The following is a 21,229-nucleotide window of genomic DNA, read 5'->3' on the forward strand; positions in this document are numbered from 1 at the left end:
GCGCAAAAATTGCATACTAAAAGTGAAATAAATTAAATTATATCAATATAGTCTCATTATATAAGTCATTTATACTCAAGTCATCAAAGTAATTACTCTTCTGATTGAATTAAATTTAAATGAGAAATTATATTGATATTTGTATCCGTCAACTTGACAGTAGAACTTGAGCATTTATGTTTTAAATGGTTACATCAAACACTATATTGTTTACTATTATTTGTGTCTGTGGACTGCAATCCATGATTTTGAGCGGTTTGATTGCCTTTAAAAAACCAAGAACTTTAGCCAATTTATTTTTAGCAATCTTAGTCTTTTTCTATGCCTTAATTGCCATTAATATAGTGGTCGTAAATATCATGAAAGACTATGATCTTCTGCATGTGTTCCGATATATGCAACTTGAGATGATCTATGGAATTGGGCCTGCACTTTATTTCTACACTAAATGTATTACGAAACCTAAATTTGAGCTTCGTAAAAAAGATTATCTTCATTTTTTTCCACTTCTTTTAGAGTTTATTTTTTATAGAACATCTATTTACAGAACAGGATCTGATGGTCTGTATTTAGATGTAATGCCCACCGAATCCTATATTTATTTGACCCAGCAATGGCTTGGTGTTATATCAATTTGGACTTACAGTATCGCATCACTAATTGTTTTGAAGACCTATCAAAAACAGATTAAGGCGTATTATTCTAAAATCGAAAATCTTTCCCTTAAATGGTTACAAACACCAATTATCATTTACGTGAGCTATCATTTTTTATGGAGAGTGATTACAGAAATTGACCGGTTTGTCTTTGAGAAAAGTTTACGCGAATACTACTTTTTACCAAATTTCACTATTCTCGCCATAATAACTTGTTGGATTGGTTTTAAAGGTTATTTACAGAAAGAAAAAGAAGTCGTGAATTTAAAACCGTTTGAAGAGAAAATCAAAAATTCAAATAAAACTAAGGACCAAGCTTTCCTTTCCAAATTTGAAAAATTAATGATAACCCAAAAGCCTTTTTTGAATCCAGATCTAAATTTGGCCATGTTAGCCAGCTTATTAGAATTGAAACCAAGACCATTGTCTTCAAAGATCAACCAAAATTTTGATCAGAATTTTTATGACGTCGTCAATTCCTATCGTGTTGAAGCCTTTAAGGAAAGATTGCGTTCGGATGATAGAGACAAACTTTCTTTGCTAGGTCATGCTTACGAATGTGGTTTTTCTTCAAAGTCAACATTTAATCATGTATTTAAAAAAATGACACAACAGACACCCAGTGAGTATCTTTTAAAATTAAAAAAAGCGTCCTAATGCAAGCATTCGGTCGACTGTGCACTTATTCTATACTATGTTTGTTGAAAAATTCTAAATCATGAATAAACCAAAATTTATCAGCGTCATGAGCTTTAAGCATTTGCTAGTAATCATTACAGGGTTTATAAGTTTGCTCAGCTCAGCTCAGAAGTTCTCAAAAGAAGATGTTTTAGCCGATCTAAACTATTTGAAATCTTCTTTAGAAGAAACACATTTTAATTTGTATAGTCATACGTCCAAAGCTGAATTTGAACAAAACTATTTAGCAGTCCAAAAAGAAATCCAAAAGGATAGTTTTAGCCTTATGGAAGTGACCAATCTTTATCAACAAGTTGTTACAAAAGCTAATAATGCACATACTAGAATTCCGTTTCCAATTCCATCCTATATTAAGTTTTTCAAGTCTGGAGGCTTAATATTTCCGCTTGAAGTAGCCATTGAAAACGGAAAAGTATTAATTCGTAAGAATTGGTCCAGTAATAGCGACATCAAGATTGGAAGCGAATTAAAACGAATTAATGGATTATCAATTGAACAGGTGTTAGAAAAGATTTACCCTCAAATTGCAGCCGAAAGCGTGTATTTTAAGCATGCATTAATTGAATCATTTACGTTGCCAAGGTATTATTGGCAAGTATTTGGCGAACAAAAAAGTTTTGAAATAGAAATTTTAAAAAATGGTAAAATAACACCTCTTGAACTTGAAGCCATCAAAGCTTTAGAGGATTATGAAATGAGGCGTGAAGACATTATTAAAAAAGATTGGGAGTTGAAATTGCTTCCAAATGCAGGCTACTTAAGACCAGGGGAATTGTCTGGAGATCTTGATAATTACAAAAAATTTATTGATTCCGCCTTTGCTGAAATCAATTCTAAAAACTATAACAACTTAATTATCGATTTAAGAAACAATTCGGGTGGCGATGATCCTTTCAGTGATTATTTGGTTTCTTACATTGCCGATAAACCTTTCCGATGGAATTCAAAGTTTCAAGTAAAAAGTAGTCGAGTATTAAAGGAAGATATTCTAAAAAACAAAGACACAACTCAGCCATACATGAAATGGATATTATCAATTAAAAATGGTGAGATCTCTAATTATGATTTTGGATTCTATAAACCACAGCCCAAAGTGAAACGTTTTCGAGGAAATGTGTATGTCTTGGTAAATCGTCATTCTTATTCCCAATCGACGGTTGCAGCGGCACAGATACAAGATTACAAGTTTGGAGTTATCGTGGGTGAAGAAACGGCCGAACATCCAAACTTGTTAGCTTCAATCTTCTCATATAACCTACCAAATACTAATATTCAGGTCGATATATCTAAAGGAAAAATATATAGAGTAAGTGGTATGGATAATGGTAAAGGTGTAATTCCAAGTATAGTAATTAAAGACCATCTTTTGGATACAAATGATGAAATATTAAATGGTGTTTTGAGACTAATAGAGAATAAGAGCTAGGTATAACATTTTTTAAAATAATAGTACTTTAATCGCTTAGGTGAATATGAGTTTTATAAATTTAACAACCTTATCGAGCCGAAAAATTGGTATATAATTATCCGTGCCACTTTTACACCAGACCGTTGGCAGTCATAAAAATGAAGAAACATACAATAATATCGATAATATTATTAGTTTGTGGATGTTCACCAAAAATAAGTGAATATTTTGAGGAAAATAAGTATATAAGAAACTATAGTATTCACATTGTGAATGACTCTCTACAACTATATTTTAAATCACCCGCTGATATAACATATACTGCAGACAAAAAAGAACTAAAAAAAATAATTAGTAAAAGTAATCTCAAATTAGATGATGATGTTCTCATTTACGGTAAAACTGACGAGCCACCTTATGAGTATTTTGTAACTGTATCAAAAAAACAAAACCAGAATTATCCAAAAAGCATCATTGTTTTTGATACTTTAATTGATAATCAAACAATAAAATTTATAGGAAATCCAATTTCCAAAAGATCCAACAGAACATTGGAAGTGGATTTAAAAAATATGCTCAAAAGTTTAGAGATTGGTAAAAGTTACAGAAAAGAGATAATTACAATTATGGATGTTGTAAAAAAATATCAAAATTCCAGTAAGTACTTTGCCATATTCAATGAAATTAAAAAGTTTCCAACTTACGATAAAAAAGAAGAATGGGCAAAACGACAAATGGAGCTGACCTATTCTTCTTTTCTGGGAAATAATGAATTTTATGAAACCTACTTAAATAAACTTGAATCAAGGTTTAAACCAAACCATGCAATTTCTAAAACTATAAAAGATCATGTTATTACTGATTCAGAGGTTGTTGACACCATTATTAAAGAGGCTGAAAAACATAAAATTGTAATGATTAATGAAAATCATTTTTATCCCAATCAAAGGTTGTTAATTTTCGATTTATTAGAGAAATTAAAAAAAATCGGGTATTCCTATTTAGCATTAGAAGCCTTAGACATTAAACAAGATAGTTTACTTAATCTAAAAAACTCATATCCCACTTTAAAAACAGGTTTTTATACGAGGGAACAGAATTATAGCAACCTTATAAGAAAAGCAAAGCAATTAGGTTATGAATTCATTGCTTATGAAAATACAGATGAAAATAAAAACAGAGAACTTGCACAAGCTGAAAACTTATACATAAATACATTTAAGTTTCATCCAAACAGAAAGGTATTAGTTCTTGCAGGAATAGACCATATTCTTGAAAAGCCAACGGATAGAGGAAAAGAATGGATGGCTACAATATTTAAAAACAAATACAATATAGACCCCCTTACAATAAGCCAAACACACCTGAATTCTTATAGAAATCAGATTGAATCAAATTATGGAATTATTAATAGTAACTTTTTTGATAATGAAAGATTGACCTCTGTCGATTATTTGATCCTAAATAACAAGCCAAACAACGAAACAGAAAACCAATCAACTTATTTATATAGAAACAACACAAAAACTGATATTCAAGTAGCTCTATTTTATGGTAATGAAATACGAAATAAATATGACTACCTCAAAAAGGTACCATATTTTACAACAATCATAAATGCAGGAAAGAAAATCGATCTGCCAATAGATGGAAAACAAGAAACATATTTATACACATTTGACAAGAACGGAAAACGCCTTGACAAACAAACAATATCCCCAGTTAATAATGGTTATCACTAATTGATTATACTTGGCTAGTTTTGAAGAATAGAACACCACAAAATAGTTAGCGACATCTGAAACGTTATGATTGTTAGTACCTATAAAGATTAGATGTTATATTTTTATACTTTGCTGATTTAATGAAACCAGCTAGACATAAACAATTGTCAATAATCTTGTAATTTTGTAATAATATTAAATATGAAGCTACGTGCTACGGAATAGAGCGATTGCATATACTAGGAGTTGGTTAAACACCTTTTTTTTGAGTGGCATTTTAGCGGCAATTATTGTTTTCATTCTGATATTCTTACAACCCTTTGACACCTATTCCAATGATACTCCCTACAAAAGTTTAAAACTTATAGGATATGGACTGTGTATCATCTTTCCTATTTTACTTCTGCACTTCTTAGAGGAATATTGGTTTAAAAAAAATAATGAAAAATGGTTTCTTTTTCAGGAATTATTCGTTTTAACAATTGGTTTCTTTTTTATTGCTATTCTCTGCTATTTCTACAACACTTATGTTGTTAATGACTTAGAAGTAAATTCGGGTTACATTTTGCAATGGGTGGGAGAGTTCGGAGTTCCGTTCATTCCTATATTCATGCCACTTTGGATTTATTTGCGCTTTAGATTTAGTAAGGTTGTCATTAAACCTTCTCTCATCAAAAATCAATCGGTTGTAAACATAAAGGGAAATAATCAAGACGAAGTCTTAAGTTTTCCTGAACAGGATTTTGTTATGGCGAAGGCCCAAGCAAATTATGTCGATATTTATTACCTCAAGGAAAATAAGATCAAAAAGGAAATGATTCGTTATACTATATCGGGCTTGTTAGAATTGATTCCTTCAGCACAACAGATTCATAGATCGTATTTGGTAAATCCCGCTATGATTTCTGATATTAAGGGAAACACACGAAAAGGAACTGTGGAGCTAAAACATATGGTAGACAGCGTTCCTATTTCTCCAAAGCACTTTATAGGTGTTCAGAAATACCTTCAAACTCGTCCCTAAAGTTCAATTATATCCCTTGCCCTTCAATTTCATGGCATTATCTTCAAGTTCATCACTTAAGTTTTTTTGCACGATATAAAGCCCTTTAATTTGTGTCCAACAAAAACCATAACCCACAAATTAATGAAAACTCTTTTTACATTCTTACTCAGTGTGCTTGTCTTAACACAATTAATAAATGATGACAAGAAAGTTCAGAGATCAGAAATGCTAGATAAGGTATTTTTGACTTTAGAAGAAAATATTGCCAACCCATATTGGTTGTTAGATAAGTCTTTCCTAGAATTTAAGGCACTATTGTATTCGGACTCCATACTTTCTTTAAATGATCAGGAGTTTCAAAGAACTTTCGATCAAGCAAGATGGAATTTACCTTTTACTCATTTTCAAATTGTGAAAACAAAGGCTACTTCAAGTTTACCTAAAAATAAGACCGAGAATGACAATAATCCTACTGTAACATGGGAAGCAATTGATGAAAAAACAGCTTTTTTAAAAATCAAAACCTTTTCAATTCCTGGTATAAAAGTAGCCAAAACGCTTCAGGAAATTGGGACGGATAATTATGCAAACCTCATCATCGATTTAAGAGATAATGGTGGTGGAAACCTAGAAGGTCCAATAGCTTTGGGTCGGTTTTTGACACAAAAACCCATAGATGCCGGTTATTATTTAACCCGAAAGTGGTTCATAAATCATGACCATTTACCCACCACAGAAGATGTACAACAAATACCTTTCCTTCAAGATTTTAGTTATGCAGGTATCAAAAAAATGTTTGCTAATGAAGAGGCTTTTCGGATGGTAATTCCTGGGCATAAAAACACTGTTTATCAAGGTAATGTTTATGTACTTATCAACAAATGGACCGCTAGTGCTTGTGAACCCTTAATAGATATATTTAAGAAGAATAATATTGCAACTTTGGTAGGCGAAACATCATGTGGTGGTATGTTATCTGGTAGTTATTTTGATATTAACGAAGAATATAAAGCCTTTATTCCTATAGCAGATTATTATACTGCTCAAGGACAGAAAATAGATAAAATTGGAGTGAAGCCTGATATTGAAATTAATCCTGCAGACGCTAAGGAATACATCCTTCAATTAATTAAATAACTTAAAAACGGATAAAATGAATTTTGGAGTGTATAATCAAGTCGTTGTAGAGTGGTTTATCTTTATAGCCTTTTTACTCATCCCACTTATTGTTTATAGAAACAAAGTAAACTGGAAATGGGTTGGCTTAGCCATTGGAATATTTCTACTTCACAAAATTGTTCTTTTTTTGGGTTTGGACGGAACCTATCCAGACCTTATCCCTGGCAGGTATAACTGGGAAGGCAAAATGGCCGCTATTATTTTCCTATTGCTCCTTGCCTATTTATTGTTTCCTAAAAAAGCAAACGAATGGGGTTTTAGATTATCTCAAAATGGAGTAGCTAAAAAAGCAGGTATCATTACAGCTATTATTACAGCATTAATCGGAACGTTACTAGCATGGCTCTATTTTAGTGGAACTAAAGAAGGATCAACTAGTGATTGGCTTTACCAGTTAAGCATGCCAGCCATTGAGGAGGAAATCTTTGATCGTGGTATTATGCTTCTAATACTCGACAGGGCGTTTAGACAAACATGGAAATTTGCAAAGGTAAATTGGAGTTGGGAGCTATAATTATGACTGTGATGTTTTACCTGTCACATGTTGTTCATGTGGATCCCGACTGGAATACAGTGATTGTTTGGGGGGATTTTCTACCTGGGCTTTACGGGCTATTATTCATGTATATACGTCTAGCAACAGGTAGCCTTTTATTGCCTATTATACTTCACGGTTGGATAAATGTTGTAGGGTATTTGATTTAAAAAAGGTTGAACAAAAACAAGAACTTCAAAAATTCATAACCATCTAAAGAGAAGATTTTAAAAATTAAAAACATAACATATGAAAATAGGGTACAATCTTTTAATAGGCTTAATGCTATTGACATTAGCATGCAAACAAAATTCGAGTGAAGATAAAACGGAAAATACTAAAGAACCTAATATTATCAATTTTGACGATAAATTGGCATTTGCCGATTTCAGCAAACTCAACTTAGACGAAAAATGTGTCAATCTTCTTGATCCAAGAAATACGAGTAAAACTGAACGTGAAAGAGTTATAAAGTCATGGTCAAACTTCCATAAAAAAATTAATAAATTTATGAAAGAAGAGGGTTTTTCCTGGGAAGTTCCAGATTCCACCATTAGTATTTACAATAGAATATATTTTGATAAAAATGGAACGGTTAACTATTACGTTTTCAACATCAATAATCCATCTATATCGGAGCTAAAAAAAGCTGAATTTAAAAACGTTTTGTCAAAATTTAGTAAGGAGGTTCATATAGAGTTACAAAGAGCTGGACAATTTGCCCAGTGTGGTAAAACCAAATATCTGAATTATTAAAAATATTTACCGATTATTGGCTTTTACACAAGCCATTGGAAACCATTTAACCTATGAATTTTGAACTTAAAAAACCTTAAAATAGAGTAATGCAATATTTAGAATTTATTTTGACTATCATGCCAGCTGTTTATGTTTTGTTTCACAGAACTATAAACACTAAAATTAATAAGGCTTATATATTTGGATTATTACTATTTATAATGTCCATTCATTTATTATTTGATGGATATAGATTGCAAATGATTCCTGCGTATATTCTCTGGATCATTTCAATAGTTACAACTTTTTTAAAATCCTATCAAACCTCTGCAATTGCAATAAGGATTTTAAAAATCATAGGCTTGGTTGTCCTATTAATTGTATCTATAGCATTACCATCAATATTTCCAGTCTTTGAATTACCTCAACCGACTGGTCCCTATAAAGTAAGTACAAAAGATCTACATCTTATTCTTGATAGAGATGAGGTGATTACTAAAGATAAAGCAGATAAAAGGGCTTTAATGATTAAAGTCTGGTATCCATCTAACGAATCCCTAGGAGAACAAGACCCATATATTGATGAAGGCGGAAGACATGGTTTTGCGCTGAAATATGGTCTTCCAAATTCTGCCTTCAATTATTTAGACAAGATAGAAACACATATTTACAGGGATATTAATATCGCTAAAGAAAAGTTTCCCGTCTTAATTTTTTCACATGGCTACAACTCAAAAGCCAATAGCTATTACGCTTTACTATCAGAAATTGTAAGTCATGGTTACGTTGTCTTTGCAGTCAACCATACTTACGAAAGCACAGGAAGCACATTCCCAGATGGCAATGAAGTATATTTTAATTATCAGTATGCACAAGAGATCGAATCTGATACCTGGCACATGATGGAACCTGTAGTTAAGGCCTTTAAAAATGATCTTACTTTTGAAGAAAGGCATCCCATAGTTAAGAAAGGACTTACTTCCTATTTTGTGCGAGACATGGTAGAACGATGGGCCATGGATGTGGTAGATGTTGTGAATCAAATTGATGACTGGAACAGTAGTGGCTTCTTTAAAGGTCATTTAGATTCGTCAAATATTGGTGTATTTGGCCATTCAAGAGGTGGTGGTGCCGCAGGCGAAGCATTGCTAACCGACAATCGTATTAAAGCTGGTGCAAATATAGATGGTGTTCAATGGGGCAGAATCGTAAACACCTCTTTTGATGATCCATTTCTTTACATTTCTGCTGACTGGCCAGAAAATAAAGAAAATCTAAATTCTCACACTTATATCAATAAAAGTAAGAACGTCTTCTATGAAGCTAAAGTATTAGGAACGCTTCATAGTAATTTTATGGATATTCCTTATATGATTCCTGTAAAAACCTTAAGTCAGGCAGGAGAGATTGATCCTGATTTAGCAATTGAAATAACAAGCAAAGTCGTTACCGCTTTCTTTGATAAACATTTAAAGAATAAGGAAACAGATTTGACCGCTTTAGATGCTGACTATGACATGCTTAATCTTAATGTATTCGAGGGAAATTCCATAAATCGTTAATTACAATAGTTATATGTGGTATTGATTTAATAATATAGGTAAGAGAAAATTTTGAAATTAGACGTTGTTTAAGAACTATTCGAATTAAGATACAGAAAGTATTCCTCTCCTATTTAAAGCCATTTCAAGAAAAATGTTACAAATACGAGGCAATTATTTTAGCCTATTTACCGATACAGAAAGTACTTCTGCCCTACTTCACTGCTCTAAAAAGCTCTAGGCACCAAATCGATACAAATAAAATCAAGCTAAACCAAAATTATCTTGATACTAACACCATTATCTTATAGTTACCGTGTTTCAACCAAGAACATTATTTTGAAACGACCTTCATTGATACTACTTTTATGAAAATACTAATGAAAGAAGGCAATAATCTTTTATCCGTAAAATTACCACTGAAATGGATAGCATTTTAAAGTACAATAAATGAACTTAAAAAAACAAGTTATAAATTTTAACTTATCTTTGATACAATTCCTATTAACCAATCTATCCATATCCTAGCTAAACTAAGGAATACTTTGATGTATTGACTTCTTTTTACGAATATGAAATACTTCTCAATCCATCTATACCGTAAAATGCTCAATTGCGCAATAGCTGAAGGCATACCAAAGGATGAATTTGAGAAACTACCAACTCCGATGAGCAAAATTAATGAGCTACAAGTTGTTGATGCCGAGGAATTTTTGGCGCTTCATGAACTACTCGAAAAAAAATTGGATTCTGGATTTTCTGTTAGAGTTGGTCAAAAAATGATTATCGAAGATTATGGTGTTTTAGGATTATCCTGGCGCACGTGTTCCAAAGTTGGTGAAATTTTTGAACGGAGCGAACGCTATTTTAAACTGTTATCCAACACCTTTGATTGGCAAATTAAAAATGATGGAGACATTTCTCATGTTATACTCAATCGAGAAGCACATCGAAGAGGTATGGAATTATCCACTGAGGCCAGTTTATCTGCCACAGTAGTCGTATTGCAAGCGATGTCTGAAAAGGAACTTTGCCCTGTCCAAGTCAGTTTTAAACACAAACCAGCAAAAGACATCGCAAGTCATAACGAAGCATTTAAATGTCCTATAATCTTCGAACAGCCTCGTTACTCGATTAGCTACAAAACAACCGACCTTAATTTACGAACCGCGAAGGCAGATGCCAGTATCAACAGCTATTTACTACAACAAGTTGATGAAAAAACAAAAGGTATAAAAATTCCTGGTCATAAGATTATAAACGATGTTGAAGCTCTTATAAAGGATGCACTGCCCACTGGTATTCCAAGCATACATTATATTAGTGACCTGTTAGCCATGAGTAACCGAACACTGACCAGGAGACTCTCCGAAGCTGGTGTGACCTATCGTGACTTAATTAAAAGGACACAGGAAACCATCGCAAAGGATATGCTGTATAATACTGAGCAAAGTATAGGTGAAATTGCCTTTCTTACCGGGTTTTCAGAACAAAGTGCATTCAACCGTGCGTTTAAGAATTGGACGGACCAAACTCCATCAGAATTTCGTAAAAACAACTTATAGTTACATCTTGGCGTAAAATGTCAAAAGCTTGTCTTAATCGGTCAAAAACCTAATTCAAGTCCTTCTCATCTTTGTACCATCAAATTAATTAAACAATTTAATGATGGTAATTATAGTAAAACTATTAATAGGAATTTTTATAGCGCTTTCAGCTGATTCACTAAATACTTATACATCCGTTCAACCAAATATGGAACAAGCTGAACTACATGCATCAAATTATATAATTACAAACCCTAGCGAAAAAGCTTTTCAAATTCTGGACAACAAATGCAACGTTTGCCATCGCAAGCGAAACAAAAGACGCGTATTCACCAAAGTAAATATGAATACTTGGGCTAATGACATTTATAAACAAGTTTTTATAAAAAAAAGAATGCCAAAGGGCAAAAAAATAAAACTCACCACTAATGAGTATCAAGAATTATTAACCTGGATTTCAATAACTAAAAATAAAAAAAATGGAACCAAATTTTAAATTAATCGTATTAACACTAAGTATCTTATTGACTGGATTAACCGCAGGCTTGTGTTTTACTTGGTCTAATGCCGTAACACCTGGATTAGGTCGCCTAGATGACCTAGGATTTTTAAAAGCATTTCAAGCGATGAACAGATCCATCCTTAATCCAACTTTTATAATTGTATTTATGGGACCTTGTTTACTGCTGTTCATAAATGCATTTGTATTCAAAAACTCGAGTCAGTTCACATTTACTTCTTATTTGGTTGCAGCAATTCTGTTTTTTACAGGCGTAGGTCTGGTCACTATTTTTAAGAACGTCCCTCTAAATGAAATATTAGACAAAACGGTATTAGAAACTGCTTCTAACTTTGAGTTAACAGAATTACGAAAAACCTTTGAGCAACCTTGGAACCGTTGGCACATGATACGTACCGTATGCTCATTTACCTCATTCGCCTTACTGGTTGCAGGCCTGCTATTCAACAAATAAAAACACTTTCAATTTTATTAATCAACATCAAAAAACGAACAGTCATGAAACATTTAAGAGCAATAGGAATCGGTATTATCATCTGGATTCTAGGAGTCAGTGTTTATAATCTGTCCTTTTATATATCGTTTTTAGAGGACGCACAACAACAAGCCAATATGTTGCTTTTTATTGCAGTAATGCCTTTGGTCTGGTTTGGCGCAAAACAGTATTACAAAAAAGATGCGAACACCCATGGCTATTGGGTAGGCCAAACCTTCTTTTTAACCGCAACCGCTTTAGATGCCATAATTACGGTTCCCGTTTTTATTATCCCAAATGGCGGTTCTTATTATCAATTTTTTACCGATTTAGGGTTTTGGCTTATTGGGTTCGAATTTATAAGCATAACAGTCCTGTATTGGTATATCAAACTGGGAATTAACAAACAAAATCAAAATACATAAAACATAAAAAACATGAAACAGAACATTTTAGTTATCGGAGGAACTGGTAAAACCGGTCGCCGAGTAGCCCAAAATTTAACGCAAACCGGACACAACGTACGCGTCGTGGGAAGAAAAACCAATCCAGCTTTTGATTGGGATAACCCTGAAACTTATGCTGCAGCATTAAAAGATATGGATAGAGCGTATATCGTATATTATCCAGATTTAGCCGTACCGGGATCAAGGGATGCCATAACAGCATTGACCGAAAAAGCCTTGGAAGCTGGTTTAGAGAAAGTAGTCTTGCTATCAGGCAAAGGAGAAACCGAAGCTGAAGCTTGTGAAGATATCGTTGCCAATTCAGGGTTAAACTACACCTTAGTTAGAGCGTCGTGGTTTAATCAAAACTTTAGTGAAGGTGCCTTTTTAGAATTTGTTTTAAATGGTGCAGTGGCCTTGCCAATGCCAGAGGCAGAAATTCCATTCGTTGATGCTGATGACATTGCTGACGTCGTTTCTAAAGTCTTAATGGATGATTCATACAACGGTCAAACCGTAACCGTTACAGGCCCTCAAAAAAGAACCTTTAAGGAAATTGTAGATATTATGGCTGAGGCTAGGGAAAAGCATATTCAATTCGTTCCTATTTCTATTAATGAATTTAAGGATGGTATGAGACAAGCTGGATTACCGGATTCTTATGTATGGCTTTTTGGGTATTTATTTCAAGAAGTATTGGGAAATCCTGAAAATCAAGAAGTATCTGATGATGTAGCCAAAGTATTAGGTAGACCTGCAAAGGACTTTGAAACCTATGCTAAGGAAACTGCTGCAACAGGAATTTGGAACTAAGCAATTGGTAATGATCACAAAAAAACTCACCATTTCATTTGTCATTCTCTTGTATACTATCGCCGTACCTGTTTTAGAAATTAATGACACACATGTATTCAACCCAGACTGGACGCCACATGCCAAAATTCATGAAGTATGGCAACTCATAACCAACTCCACCGTAGGAATATTCTGTCTTTGGTTGGTTTGGGTGAAAAACGAGTTGAAAACTAGTATTCTGTTGAGCATGCTGGTTACTGGTGGATTTTTATTGGCTTATTCGCTGCAGAATTTGTACGGAGGTTCTATGAAATATTTAGATGGAAGTGAAAAAACTGTATTAGGAATCAATATTGGAGTAGTAGGATTTGGCTTGGCGTTTATCCTATTGTCAGCAACAATTAACAGTGATAAAAGCAATAGAAACTAGCTGATTTAAAGCATCTTAAAAAAATATTGAACGAACATAAACTAAAAAAAATGAAAAATAAATATTTACTATTAGTAGCATGTATCGCACTACTATGCTCTTGCGGAAATAAAAGTGATTCAAAAGATTCAGAAGTAGCATTTAATGAAAAACCGTTTAAAGAAAAACTCAATGATTTGTTTGATGTACTTCATAAAAACAACAAGTTTATGGGTAATATATCCATGTCTCAGGAAGGGTCAGTTATCTACTCAAAAGCCATTGGTTATGATGATGTAGAAAATCAAAAGGCAACTACAAATGCTACCAAATACAGAATTGCCTCAATCACCAAAATGTTTACAGCGACTATGGTCTTTAAAGCCATAGAGGAAAATAAATTAAGCATCACTCAAACCCTAAACAATTATTTTCCGGCAATTGAAAATGCAAATAAAATAACGATTAGTAATTTATTGAACCATAGAAGTGGAATCCCTAGCTTCACAAAGGACGGAACGTTTTTCGACTATCGCACAGAGCACAAATCCAGGGAAGATATGCTAAAAATAATCAGCAATTATGAAAGCAACTTTGAACCTGGTAGCAGTAATGAGTATAGTAACTCAAATTATTTCTTACTATCTCAAATTTTGGAAGCGGTTTATGAATTGCCCTATGAAGACCTTTTACAAGAGAAAATAATTAAACCATTAGGGTTAACAAACACCTATTCGGGTGGAAAAATTACTATCAGCAATAACGAATCTTATTCATATAGCCTTAAGGACAAATGGATTGAATTCCCAGAAACGAACCTATCCATTGCTTTAGGAAGTGGCTCAATTGTTTCAAACCCTAGCGATCTCAATATGTTTATGGAGGCGCTTTTCAATGAGAAGATAGTTTCAAAAGAATCGCTCAATGTAATGACCGCAATCAAAGACAACCATGGTATGGGTGTTATGCTATTTAACCATAAGGATAAAAAAGGGTTCGGACATGGTGGCCATATTGATGCTTTCCACTCGATATCCATTTATATTCCTAAAGAAAAACTGGCCATTGCCATTTCATCTAATGCCATCGATTACACCATAAACAACTTGCTAACAGATGTGTTGAAGTGTTATTTCAATGAGCCTTTTGAGCTTCCCAATTTTGACCATGTTGAAATTATAGCGAGTGAACTTGAAAAGTATGTTGGGGTTTATGCTGCCAATGAAGGATCCGGAAAATTTACCGTAAGCCGAGAAAATAAAGTCTTGTATACACAGTTAAACGACAACCCAAAAGTACCATTGGTTTACAAGGGAAAACATACATTCACTAATGTAGAGATAGGTGCAAACTTCATTTTTGACCTTGAGAAAAATCAACTAGGTCTTGAACAAAGTGGTGTAGCAGATGTTTACCTATTTACCAAGCAATAAGTGTAACAATGAAAATAAACTTAAAATCAATAGTATCTTTCTTACTCGTTTTATGTGTTAAAACTATATCTGCTCAAAACATTAGTGACGAAATAAACATCCATCGCATAACCGCTAAAATAGATAGCCTTTTAAGTATCGAGTAGTAGAGCTAAAAATGTATTATTTACAAAAATCAAATAATGAAAACTTTCAATTTAACTTTTCTATTCTTAGTGTCCCTTTTGTTTTCTTGTACCAAAGAAACTCCGTCTAATTTGATACTGTTAGATAAAAATATTCCAACAGATATCCCTTTGATTTTTGGAAAAGGGATTATTTCGACTGATAGCTATGAGTTTGCCATCACCTTTAGCCCTAATATGGACGAAATATTTTTTACACGAAGAAATCCGGGAGAAGACAATAAAATATATACCATGAAATTGGTTGATGGGCAATGGTCAAATCCAAAACCCGCTTTTTTTACAACATCTAAAGGGTGGGATTTTGAACCTCATATTAACCCTCAAGGAGATAAGCTATATTTTGGAAGCACAAGACCCTTGAACTATACAATTAAATCAACTGGATTACACCAATGGTACAGTAAAAAAACTCAGAATGGATGGAGTAATCCAGTTCCGTTAGAACGTCCGTTTATTGAAAAATCCATTATCATGTATTTAACTTCTTCAAGAAATGAGAATCTATACTTTACTACTGGAGAAAAAGGAGATAAACCAGAAGATTGGGTGATTTATAAATCAATAAAAGAAGATGAACAATACAAAAGTATTGATCGAATAGGAAATGAAATTAATTCTCTTGGAAAATGGATAGCCCACTCATTCATCGCCCCAGATGAAAGTTACATGATCTTTGATTTTAAAAGTGAATCAGGTTATGGAAAAAGTGATTTATATATAAGCTTTAACAAAAGTGGTAAATGGACAAAGCCTTACAATCTAGGACCTAAAATAAATACTGAGCAAACTGAAATGGCCGCTAGTGTATCACCAGATGGTAAGTATTTATTCTTTCATCGAGGAAATGAAAATGTGGGAAATATTTATTGGGTGGAATTTGATCCTATTAAAAAGGAGATTGAAAAAGCGAGATAACAAATTAAATCTTAGTCATGCGAAAAATCAACTTAGCCCAAAGCAAAATGTTGTTACAGATGTTTATGTAAACACTAAAGAATAAGTAGCATCAAATTTTAAAAATACAACAAACAAAATAATAACTATAATCTAATACTATAAACAATGAAAAAAATACTACTACTATATATATTTTCTGTTTTTCAATTAAGTATACATGCGCAATTAGCCGAAAAAATCGAGTTGACACCAAACAATGAGCTTTTGGGGCTCGGGAAGCAGTATATTTTAAAATCAGAAGTATTAAATGAAGAACGCCCCGTTATCATTTCACTTCCAGTTGGATATGATGATAGCCAAGCTAATTATCCAGTTATTTATGTATTGGATGGTTTAGGAAACATAAAACATACTATAGGTACTATAGAACTCTTGACAGAATCAGGGTTAATTTCTCCTTTAATTGTTGTTGGTATAGAGAGTTTAGACAGGTCTAGAGATTTAACCCCATCTAATGCCGGACAGGATGCATATGGTGGCGTAGGAAATGTAGGAATTCCACAAAGTGGCGGTGCCCCAAAGTTTCTTCGTTTTTTAAGTAAGGAATTGATCCCTTATATAGAAGCCAATTACAGAACACATCCCTATCGTATTTTGGAAGGACATTCTTTTGGAGGCCTGTTTAGTGTTTTTACACTTATGGATAGCCCAGGCTTGTTTGATGCATTTATTGTAGAAGCGCCAGCACTTTGGTGGAACAAGGAAGAAATGACAACAAAAGCAAAAACATTTTTTAAATCTAATGAAACCCTAAACAAAACTATATACTTTGGTATTGGTGGTGGTGATGGCTGGGGGATGCGACAGGAATTGATTAGGTATGTTGATGTGATAAAAGAGAACACTCCTAAAAACTTCAAATGGTTTCATGAGGAAGTTGGTGATGAAGACCATGATGCCTCAAGGCTGCTGTTAAATTATTATGGATTAAGGTTTTTATTTTCCGATTTAAAAATAGGCGAAGATTTGATCAATAACTTTAATGATAAAGCCTTTTTAAAAGCAGAACAGGGATTAATGGACAAATATGGAGTGAAAACAAGAAGACCAGCCGGGGTTTATGTTGATCTTGTCTCAGGATTATTGAAAAATGGAAACACTTTAGGTGCCATAACAGTACTTAAAAGGGCCTCTGAAACATATCCCAATTATATTGGTCTTTTTACATATTTAGCAAAGCTGTACGAAAAAACAGATCAAAAAAATAAAGCTATAGAAACCTATCTTCAAGGAGTAGAAATATCAAAAAAATATAAACTGGGACAAGAAGAAGATTTACAAAAAGAAATCGATAGATTGAGAAAAACCCAAAACTAGGTCAATACCAACTATTGATTGAATGGGAAATGAAAATGAAGGAAATATTTATTGGGTGGAGTTTACTTCCATTAGGGAAAACATTTTTAATCACATGAATAAGGTTTGTTTGAAGCCACTCCATGTTCTTTTGGTTTTAGTGGTGCACTTCACAACTACACAAACAATAAATTCTCTATTGGCTAAAACCTTACGGCAAAATAAGGACCTGGAGGGATATTATAGTCTCTAAAGTGGGGAAAAATATTTGCAAAGAAATGATTGAATAAGCAATCCTAGACGGATACAGAAAATATGATTAATCGAAAAATGGACAATAAATGAAATTCAGAAAAGCAAAAGAGGCTGATGTTCCAGTAATTGTAGCCATGATAGAAGATGATGAACTCGGTAAAACAAGAGAAAATTATACCCTTTCATTAGCTGAATGCTATTTTAATGCATTTAAAAATATAAGCACAGATGTAAATCAAGAACTCATAGTTGTAGAAAATGAAAAATTAGAAGTCATTGGAACCCTGCAGCTATCGTTCATTCAATACTTGACCTATCAAGGAGGAATTCGGGCACAAATTGAAGGCGTTCGTGTGCAAAAGAAACATCGAAGACTTGGTCTTGGAAAAGCCATATTTGAATGGGCTATTCAAAGAGCAAAGGAACGGAATGCTCACTTATTACAATTGACTACCGACAAAAAGCGACCAGATGCCATTCGGTTTTATAAATCTCTCGGATTTAAAGCCAGCCATGAAGGAATGAAAATGCATTTTTAGAAAAAAACACTATACAAATTCAATTTTATACACAATGAAACAAATTAAAACAAGAACTCATCACATACTACTTTTGGCTGTTTTAATACTAACCTTGAATAGCTTTGGCCAGGTTTATACAGCACAAATTGAACAAATAGATAACCTTTTTACCTCTTGGAATATCGAAAATCATCCTGGAGGTACTGTTTTGATTTCTCTAAAAGGTGAAACAATTTTTTCTAAAGCCTATGGTTTAGCAAGTTTGGAATATAATGTACCAAACAATCTTAATACACGGTTTAACATTGGTTCTCTATCTAAGCAGTTTACTGCTATGGGAATTGTATTACTAGAAGAGCAAAACAAACTCTCCTTTGATGATGATATACGTAAATATATTCCAGAATTAGCCCCTTATGATAAAACCATCACTATACGTCATCTTTTGCATCATACCAGTGGAATAAGAGACCTTCATGGTCTGCTCGGGCTAGCAGGATGGAGACCAGCAGATTTAGAAACTAACGAACATGTATATCGTATTTTTAAGGACCAAAAGGATCTTAATTTTAACCCTGGTGACGAATCATCCTATAGTAATACAGGATATATATTTTTAGCAAAAATTATTGAGAACATAAGTGGATTGACTTTTGAGAAATGGATGAAGCAAAATATTTTTAATCCTCTTGGAATGAAAAACACTTTTGTAGAAATTGAGCATGACAGAATAGTTGCTCATAACGCCACATCTTATTACCTAAGAAATGATTTTAAACGTGCTATAGAATATTGGGGGTACTTTGGTGCAGGAAATATGTATTCAACAGTAGAAGATTTGAATATCTGGTTACAAAATTTTAGTACTCCTCAAAAAGAATGGACCTCTGCTTTCAATACATTGCTTACAAGAACTCCCTTAAATAATGGTTTTGAAACCCCTTTTGGTTTTGGGGTTCGTATTGAAGATTACGAAGGAAAACAAGTGATTCAGCATGGAGGTTCTGTAGGTGGATTTAGAGCTATAGCAAGGGTGTTTCCTGAAGAGCAACTGCATATTGTTATTTTATCAAATTATTCGGGAGGTGGCATTGGTCCTAAGGTAAATATGATCTCAGATGTCTTATTGAGTAAAAGTCAAGGTACTCCAAAGGCAACAACAAAACAAAATTCTATAACTCCTGAATTTGTAAAGTTACCTGCGGATAAGATAAAAAAGTTTGAAGGTGTATACTGGAGTGATTCTGAAAAATCAGGTCGTAAAATTTATGTAAAAAATGATACACTACGATATTCAAACTCCGAAAAAAATTCATGGCCTTTAGTACCTACAGATGAGCATACATTTATCATGATGCATCCTTCAATTAAACCAGTAGTTTCATTTGATAGTAATGCGCATCAAATGACCATAAAAATTGGAGATAACATACCTGGGGTTTTTACTTTTCTTCAAAGTAATATACATAAAAATACGAATGATTTTAAAATGTTTGTTGGAAATTATTACAGTCCTGAATTAAAAACAACCTATTCAATCTTTAATGAAGGTGATGCTATGTATATAGAACACGCCAGACATGGTAAAATGAAACTAAAACAACTTTATAATACTATTTTTTCTACCAGTGGCCCAATTGGCATTATAGAAATGAAAAAAGACAAAAACGATAACGTGTTGGGGTTAACCATGTCAAATGGACGTACTCGAAATGTTTGGTTTAAACGTGTTAATTTTTAATTAAGAAAGAAAAAGAAAATCTCGCACATATTATGTACATCTAAACCATTTAATTGACTTTAAAAAATGGACATATAAGGCTATTATTTATTTTTATTTACCGATACAGAAAGTACTTTTACCAATTACCACTTCTAGAAATAGCTCTAGGTACAAAATCGGTACAATTAAAATCAAATAACTTTTACCATTCGCATTAAAAAATTGATTAAAATAATATTACAAAAATCTTTTTTCGTTGTTAATCACCTTAAAATAATTCTATTAGATTCTTTTGTACATTTTAAAAAAACGATTCTCTTTTATTAAGAATTAATTCTTCTGTTTTTTCAAAATTCTTTGCATTTGGTACGTGTTTAGAGTCTTCTAATAATATGGTTTCTTCTAAAGAAGGAAATATTTTCTTAGCACGTTTTATCATTTTTTTACCTGGAAACATGATGTCTTTTTCAGCAGCGAAAATGGTGATAGGTGTTTTTATGTTTTTAGCCTTATCCTTACTTATTATTGGTAAAGGTGAAAAATCCATATTACAGTTCTGAAAAGTTTGAGACATAAAGTCTAAGGCAAAATCATCGTATTCGGAAAAGAGTGCTTCCATTACTTTTTTTATGTGCTTTTGATTATTTGTCTTGATAAACTTTTTTAATGGCAGGAACATTTTGAATACCCCTACAAGAGGATTACCATTTACTATGTAGACTGGGGCAATTAAGAAAACATGTCTAATTGGTGATTCATTAAACTCTAGCGATTTTAAGCTAACGAAACCACCAAAAGAAAAACCAACTAAGGTTACATTTTTTAGTCTTAGTTTTATGATAACTTCAATCAACCATTTTCCATAATCTAAAGATTTCATATCTAATCTATTCTCAGCGCTTTTATTGGGTTGTGCTAACACATCTACTGCATAGACACAATATTTTGAGACTAAATTTGGGAAAGAATCTAAAATTTGAGGTGCGCAACCTCCTGTACCATGAACTAATACTAATGGAGGTTTATTTGTATTGCCAGTACTAATGACATTTGTGACTCCAAATTTTGTTTCAACTAATTTTTCTGAATATTCAATATTCAGCTCTTTTAACTTTTGATTGTAAAGGGTTAAGATTTTATCTTTTCCTTCTTTTGATTTGAAAAACATTCTTTATTCG

The 21,229-nt window shown here is 32.9% G+C and carries 21 protein-coding genes; 20 read left to right on the plus strand and 1 reads right to left on the minus strand.

Going from position 1 to position 21,229, the window contains the following annotated elements:
- Window positions 1–185: 185 nt before the first annotated feature.
- The 20 genes from LBU54_RS03855 to LBU54_RS03950 all read left to right on the plus strand — a co-directional run bounded on the left by LBU54_RS03855 (window position 186) and on the right by LBU54_RS03950 (window position 20,069).
- Window positions 186–1,313: a helix-turn-helix domain-containing protein gene (locus LBU54_RS03855; RefSeq protein WP_224526153.1), complete on the plus strand. Its 1,128-nt coding sequence runs from the start codon at window positions 186–188 to the stop codon at window positions 1,311–1,313.
- A 61-nt stretch (window positions 1,314–1,374) separates the two neighbouring features.
- Complete coding sequence (locus LBU54_RS03860; RefSeq protein WP_224526156.1) at window positions 1,375–2,781, plus strand: S41 family peptidase; 1,407 nt, start codon at window positions 1,375–1,377, stop codon at window positions 2,779–2,781.
- A 140-nt stretch (window positions 2,782–2,921) separates the two neighbouring features.
- A complete protein-coding gene (locus LBU54_RS03865) occupies window positions 2,922–4,505 on the plus strand; it encodes a hypothetical protein (protein WP_224526159.1) in 1,584 nt (527 codons plus the stop codon).
- 247 nt (window positions 4,506–4,752) lie between these two features.
- Entirely contained in the window at window positions 4,753–5,511 is a 759-nt protein-coding gene (locus LBU54_RS03870; protein ID WP_224526161.1) for a LytTR family DNA-binding domain-containing protein, read from the plus strand.
- Window positions 5,512–5,634: 123 nt separating this feature from the next.
- Window positions 5,635–6,630 (plus strand): S41 family peptidase, encoded by a 996-nt coding sequence (locus LBU54_RS03875; protein ID WP_224526162.1) that lies wholly within the window; start codon window positions 5,635–5,637, stop codon window positions 6,628–6,630.
- Between the two features lie 16 nt (window positions 6,631–6,646).
- Window positions 6,647–7,186 carry a hypothetical protein gene (locus tag LBU54_RS03880; RefSeq protein WP_224526164.1) on the plus strand — a complete coding sequence of 180 codons (540 nt, stop codon included), beginning with the start codon at window positions 6,647–6,649 and terminating at the stop codon, window positions 7,184–7,186.
- Complete coding sequence (locus LBU54_RS03885; RefSeq protein WP_224526166.1) at window positions 7,147–7,377, plus strand: CPBP family glutamic-type intramembrane protease; 231 nt, start codon at window positions 7,147–7,149, stop codon at window positions 7,375–7,377. The genes LBU54_RS03880 and LBU54_RS03885 overlap by 40 nt, the downstream gene beginning before the upstream one ends.
- A 79-nt stretch (window positions 7,378–7,456) precedes the next feature.
- Window positions 7,457–7,963 (plus strand): hypothetical protein, encoded by a 507-nt coding sequence (locus LBU54_RS03890; RefSeq protein WP_224526169.1) that lies wholly within the window; start codon window positions 7,457–7,459, stop codon window positions 7,961–7,963.
- An 89-nt stretch (window positions 7,964–8,052) separates the two neighbouring features.
- Complete coding sequence (locus tag LBU54_RS03895; protein ID WP_224526171.1) at window positions 8,053–9,507, plus strand: alpha/beta hydrolase; 1,455 nt, start codon at window positions 8,053–8,055, stop codon at window positions 9,505–9,507.
- 551 nt (window positions 9,508–10,058) lie between these two features.
- Window positions 10,059–11,051, plus strand: coding sequence for an AraC family transcriptional regulator (locus LBU54_RS03900; protein ID WP_224526173.1), 993 nt, complete (start codon window positions 10,059–10,061; stop codon window positions 11,049–11,051).
- Window positions 11,052–11,151: 100 nt separating this feature from the next.
- Window positions 11,152–11,529, plus strand: a complete 378-nt coding sequence (locus LBU54_RS03905; RefSeq protein ID WP_224526176.1) for a hypothetical protein — start codon at window positions 11,152–11,154, stop codon at window positions 11,527–11,529.
- Complete coding sequence (locus LBU54_RS03910; protein ID WP_224526177.1) at window positions 11,513–12,007, plus strand: anthrone oxygenase family protein; 495 nt, start codon at window positions 11,513–11,515, stop codon at window positions 12,005–12,007. Before LBU54_RS03905 ends, LBU54_RS03910 begins: the two co-directional genes overlap by 17 nt.
- A 44-nt stretch (window positions 12,008–12,051) precedes the next feature.
- A complete protein-coding gene (locus tag LBU54_RS03915; protein ID WP_224526182.1) occupies window positions 12,052–12,453 on the plus strand; it encodes a DUF5367 family protein in 402 nt (133 codons plus the stop codon).
- Between the two features lie 12 nt (window positions 12,454–12,465).
- The gene (locus LBU54_RS03920) at window positions 12,466–13,287 is read left to right on the plus strand and encodes an NmrA family NAD(P)-binding protein (protein WP_224526184.1); all 822 of its coding nucleotides are present in this window, start codon (window positions 12,466–12,468) and stop codon (window positions 13,285–13,287) included.
- A gap of 10 nt (window positions 13,288–13,297) precedes the next feature.
- A complete protein-coding gene (locus tag LBU54_RS03925; protein ID WP_224526186.1) occupies window positions 13,298–13,699 on the plus strand; it encodes a hypothetical protein in 402 nt (133 codons plus the stop codon).
- A 50-nt stretch (window positions 13,700–13,749) separates the two neighbouring features.
- Window positions 13,750–15,111 (plus strand): serine hydrolase, encoded by a 1,362-nt coding sequence (locus LBU54_RS03930; RefSeq protein WP_224526187.1) that lies wholly within the window; start codon window positions 13,750–13,752, stop codon window positions 15,109–15,111.
- A 182-nt stretch (window positions 15,112–15,293) separates the two neighbouring features.
- Window positions 15,294–16,214 (plus strand): TolB family protein, encoded by a 921-nt coding sequence (locus tag LBU54_RS03935; RefSeq protein WP_224526189.1) that lies wholly within the window; start codon window positions 15,294–15,296, stop codon window positions 16,212–16,214.
- A gap of 147 nt (window positions 16,215–16,361) precedes the next feature.
- Window positions 16,362–17,573: an alpha/beta hydrolase-fold protein gene (locus LBU54_RS03940; protein ID WP_224526191.1), complete on the plus strand. Its 1,212-nt coding sequence runs from the start codon at window positions 16,362–16,364 to the stop codon at window positions 17,571–17,573.
- A gap of 320 nt (window positions 17,574–17,893) precedes the next feature.
- A complete protein-coding gene (locus LBU54_RS03945; RefSeq protein WP_224526193.1) occupies window positions 17,894–18,346 on the plus strand; it encodes a GNAT family N-acetyltransferase in 453 nt (150 codons plus the stop codon).
- Window positions 18,347–18,380: 34 nt separating this feature from the next.
- Window positions 18,381–20,069, plus strand: coding sequence for a serine hydrolase domain-containing protein (locus tag LBU54_RS03950; protein WP_224526196.1), 1,689 nt, complete (start codon window positions 18,381–18,383; stop codon window positions 20,067–20,069).
- Window positions 20,070–20,352: 283 nt separating this feature from the next.
- Here LBU54_RS03950 and LBU54_RS03955 read toward each other — a convergent pair whose 3' ends face one another.
- Window positions 20,353–21,219, minus strand: coding sequence for an alpha/beta fold hydrolase (locus LBU54_RS03955; protein ID WP_224526198.1), 867 nt, complete (start codon window positions 21,217–21,219; stop codon window positions 20,353–20,355).
- Window positions 21,220–21,229: the final 10 nt, after the last annotated feature.

Source organism: Winogradskyella alexanderae, from assembly GCF_020166335.1.
Taxonomy (GTDB): domain Bacteria; phylum Bacteroidota; class Bacteroidia; order Flavobacteriales; family Flavobacteriaceae; genus Winogradskyella; species Winogradskyella alexanderae.

What these genes read in the sequence shown, in the direction of transcription:
- LBU54_RS03920 (WP_224526184.1), top strand. Translation starts at nt 12,466, where the DNA reads ATGAAACAGAACATTTTAGTTATCGGAGGAACTGGTAAAACCGGTCGC.
- LBU54_RS03885 (WP_224526166.1), top strand. Translation starts at nt 7,147, where the DNA reads ATGGAAATTTGCAAAGGTAAATTGGAGTTGGGAGCTATAATTATGACT.
- LBU54_RS03900 (WP_224526173.1), top strand. Translation starts at nt 10,059, where the DNA reads ATGAAATACTTCTCAATCCATCTATACCGTAAAATGCTCAATTGCGCA.
- LBU54_RS03925 (WP_224526186.1), top strand. Translation starts at nt 13,298, where the DNA reads ATGATCACAAAAAAACTCACCATTTCATTTGTCATTCTCTTGTATACT.
- LBU54_RS03860 (WP_224526156.1), top strand. Translation starts at nt 1,375, where the DNA reads ATGAATAAACCAAAATTTATCAGCGTCATGAGCTTTAAGCATTTGCTA.
- LBU54_RS03880 (WP_224526164.1), top strand. Translation starts at nt 6,647, where the DNA reads ATGAATTTTGGAGTGTATAATCAAGTCGTTGTAGAGTGGTTTATCTTT.
- LBU54_RS03865 (WP_224526159.1), top strand. Translation starts at nt 2,922, where the DNA reads ATGAAGAAACATACAATAATATCGATAATATTATTAGTTTGTGGATGT.
- LBU54_RS03890 (WP_224526169.1), top strand. Translation starts at nt 7,457, where the DNA reads ATGAAAATAGGGTACAATCTTTTAATAGGCTTAATGCTATTGACATTA.
- LBU54_RS03910 (WP_224526177.1), top strand. Translation starts at nt 11,513, where the DNA reads ATGGAACCAAATTTTAAATTAATCGTATTAACACTAAGTATCTTATTG.
- LBU54_RS03955 (WP_224526198.1), bottom strand. Translation starts at nt 21,219, where the DNA reads ATGTTTTTCAAATCAAAAGAAGGAAAAGATAAAATCTTAACCCTTTAC.
- LBU54_RS03940 (WP_224526191.1), top strand. Translation starts at nt 16,362, where the DNA reads ATGAAAAAAATACTACTACTATATATATTTTCTGTTTTTCAATTAAGT.
- LBU54_RS03875 (WP_224526162.1), top strand. Translation starts at nt 5,635, where the DNA reads ATGAAAACTCTTTTTACATTCTTACTCAGTGTGCTTGTCTTAACACAA.
- LBU54_RS03855 (WP_224526153.1), top strand. Translation starts at nt 186, where the DNA reads ATGGTTACATCAAACACTATATTGTTTACTATTATTTGTGTCTGTGGA.
- LBU54_RS03895 (WP_224526171.1), top strand. Translation starts at nt 8,053, where the DNA reads ATGCAATATTTAGAATTTATTTTGACTATCATGCCAGCTGTTTATGTT.
- LBU54_RS03950 (WP_224526196.1), top strand. Translation starts at nt 18,381, where the DNA reads ATGAAACAAATTAAAACAAGAACTCATCACATACTACTTTTGGCTGTT.
- LBU54_RS03930 (WP_224526187.1), top strand. Translation starts at nt 13,750, where the DNA reads ATGAAAAATAAATATTTACTATTAGTAGCATGTATCGCACTACTATGC.
- LBU54_RS03945 (WP_224526193.1), top strand. Translation starts at nt 17,894, where the DNA reads ATGAAATTCAGAAAAGCAAAAGAGGCTGATGTTCCAGTAATTGTAGCC.
- LBU54_RS03905 (WP_224526176.1), top strand. Translation starts at nt 11,152, where the DNA reads ATGATGGTAATTATAGTAAAACTATTAATAGGAATTTTTATAGCGCTT.
- LBU54_RS03915 (WP_224526182.1), top strand. Translation starts at nt 12,052, where the DNA reads ATGAAACATTTAAGAGCAATAGGAATCGGTATTATCATCTGGATTCTA.
- LBU54_RS03935 (WP_224526189.1), top strand. Translation starts at nt 15,294, where the DNA reads ATGAAAACTTTCAATTTAACTTTTCTATTCTTAGTGTCCCTTTTGTTT.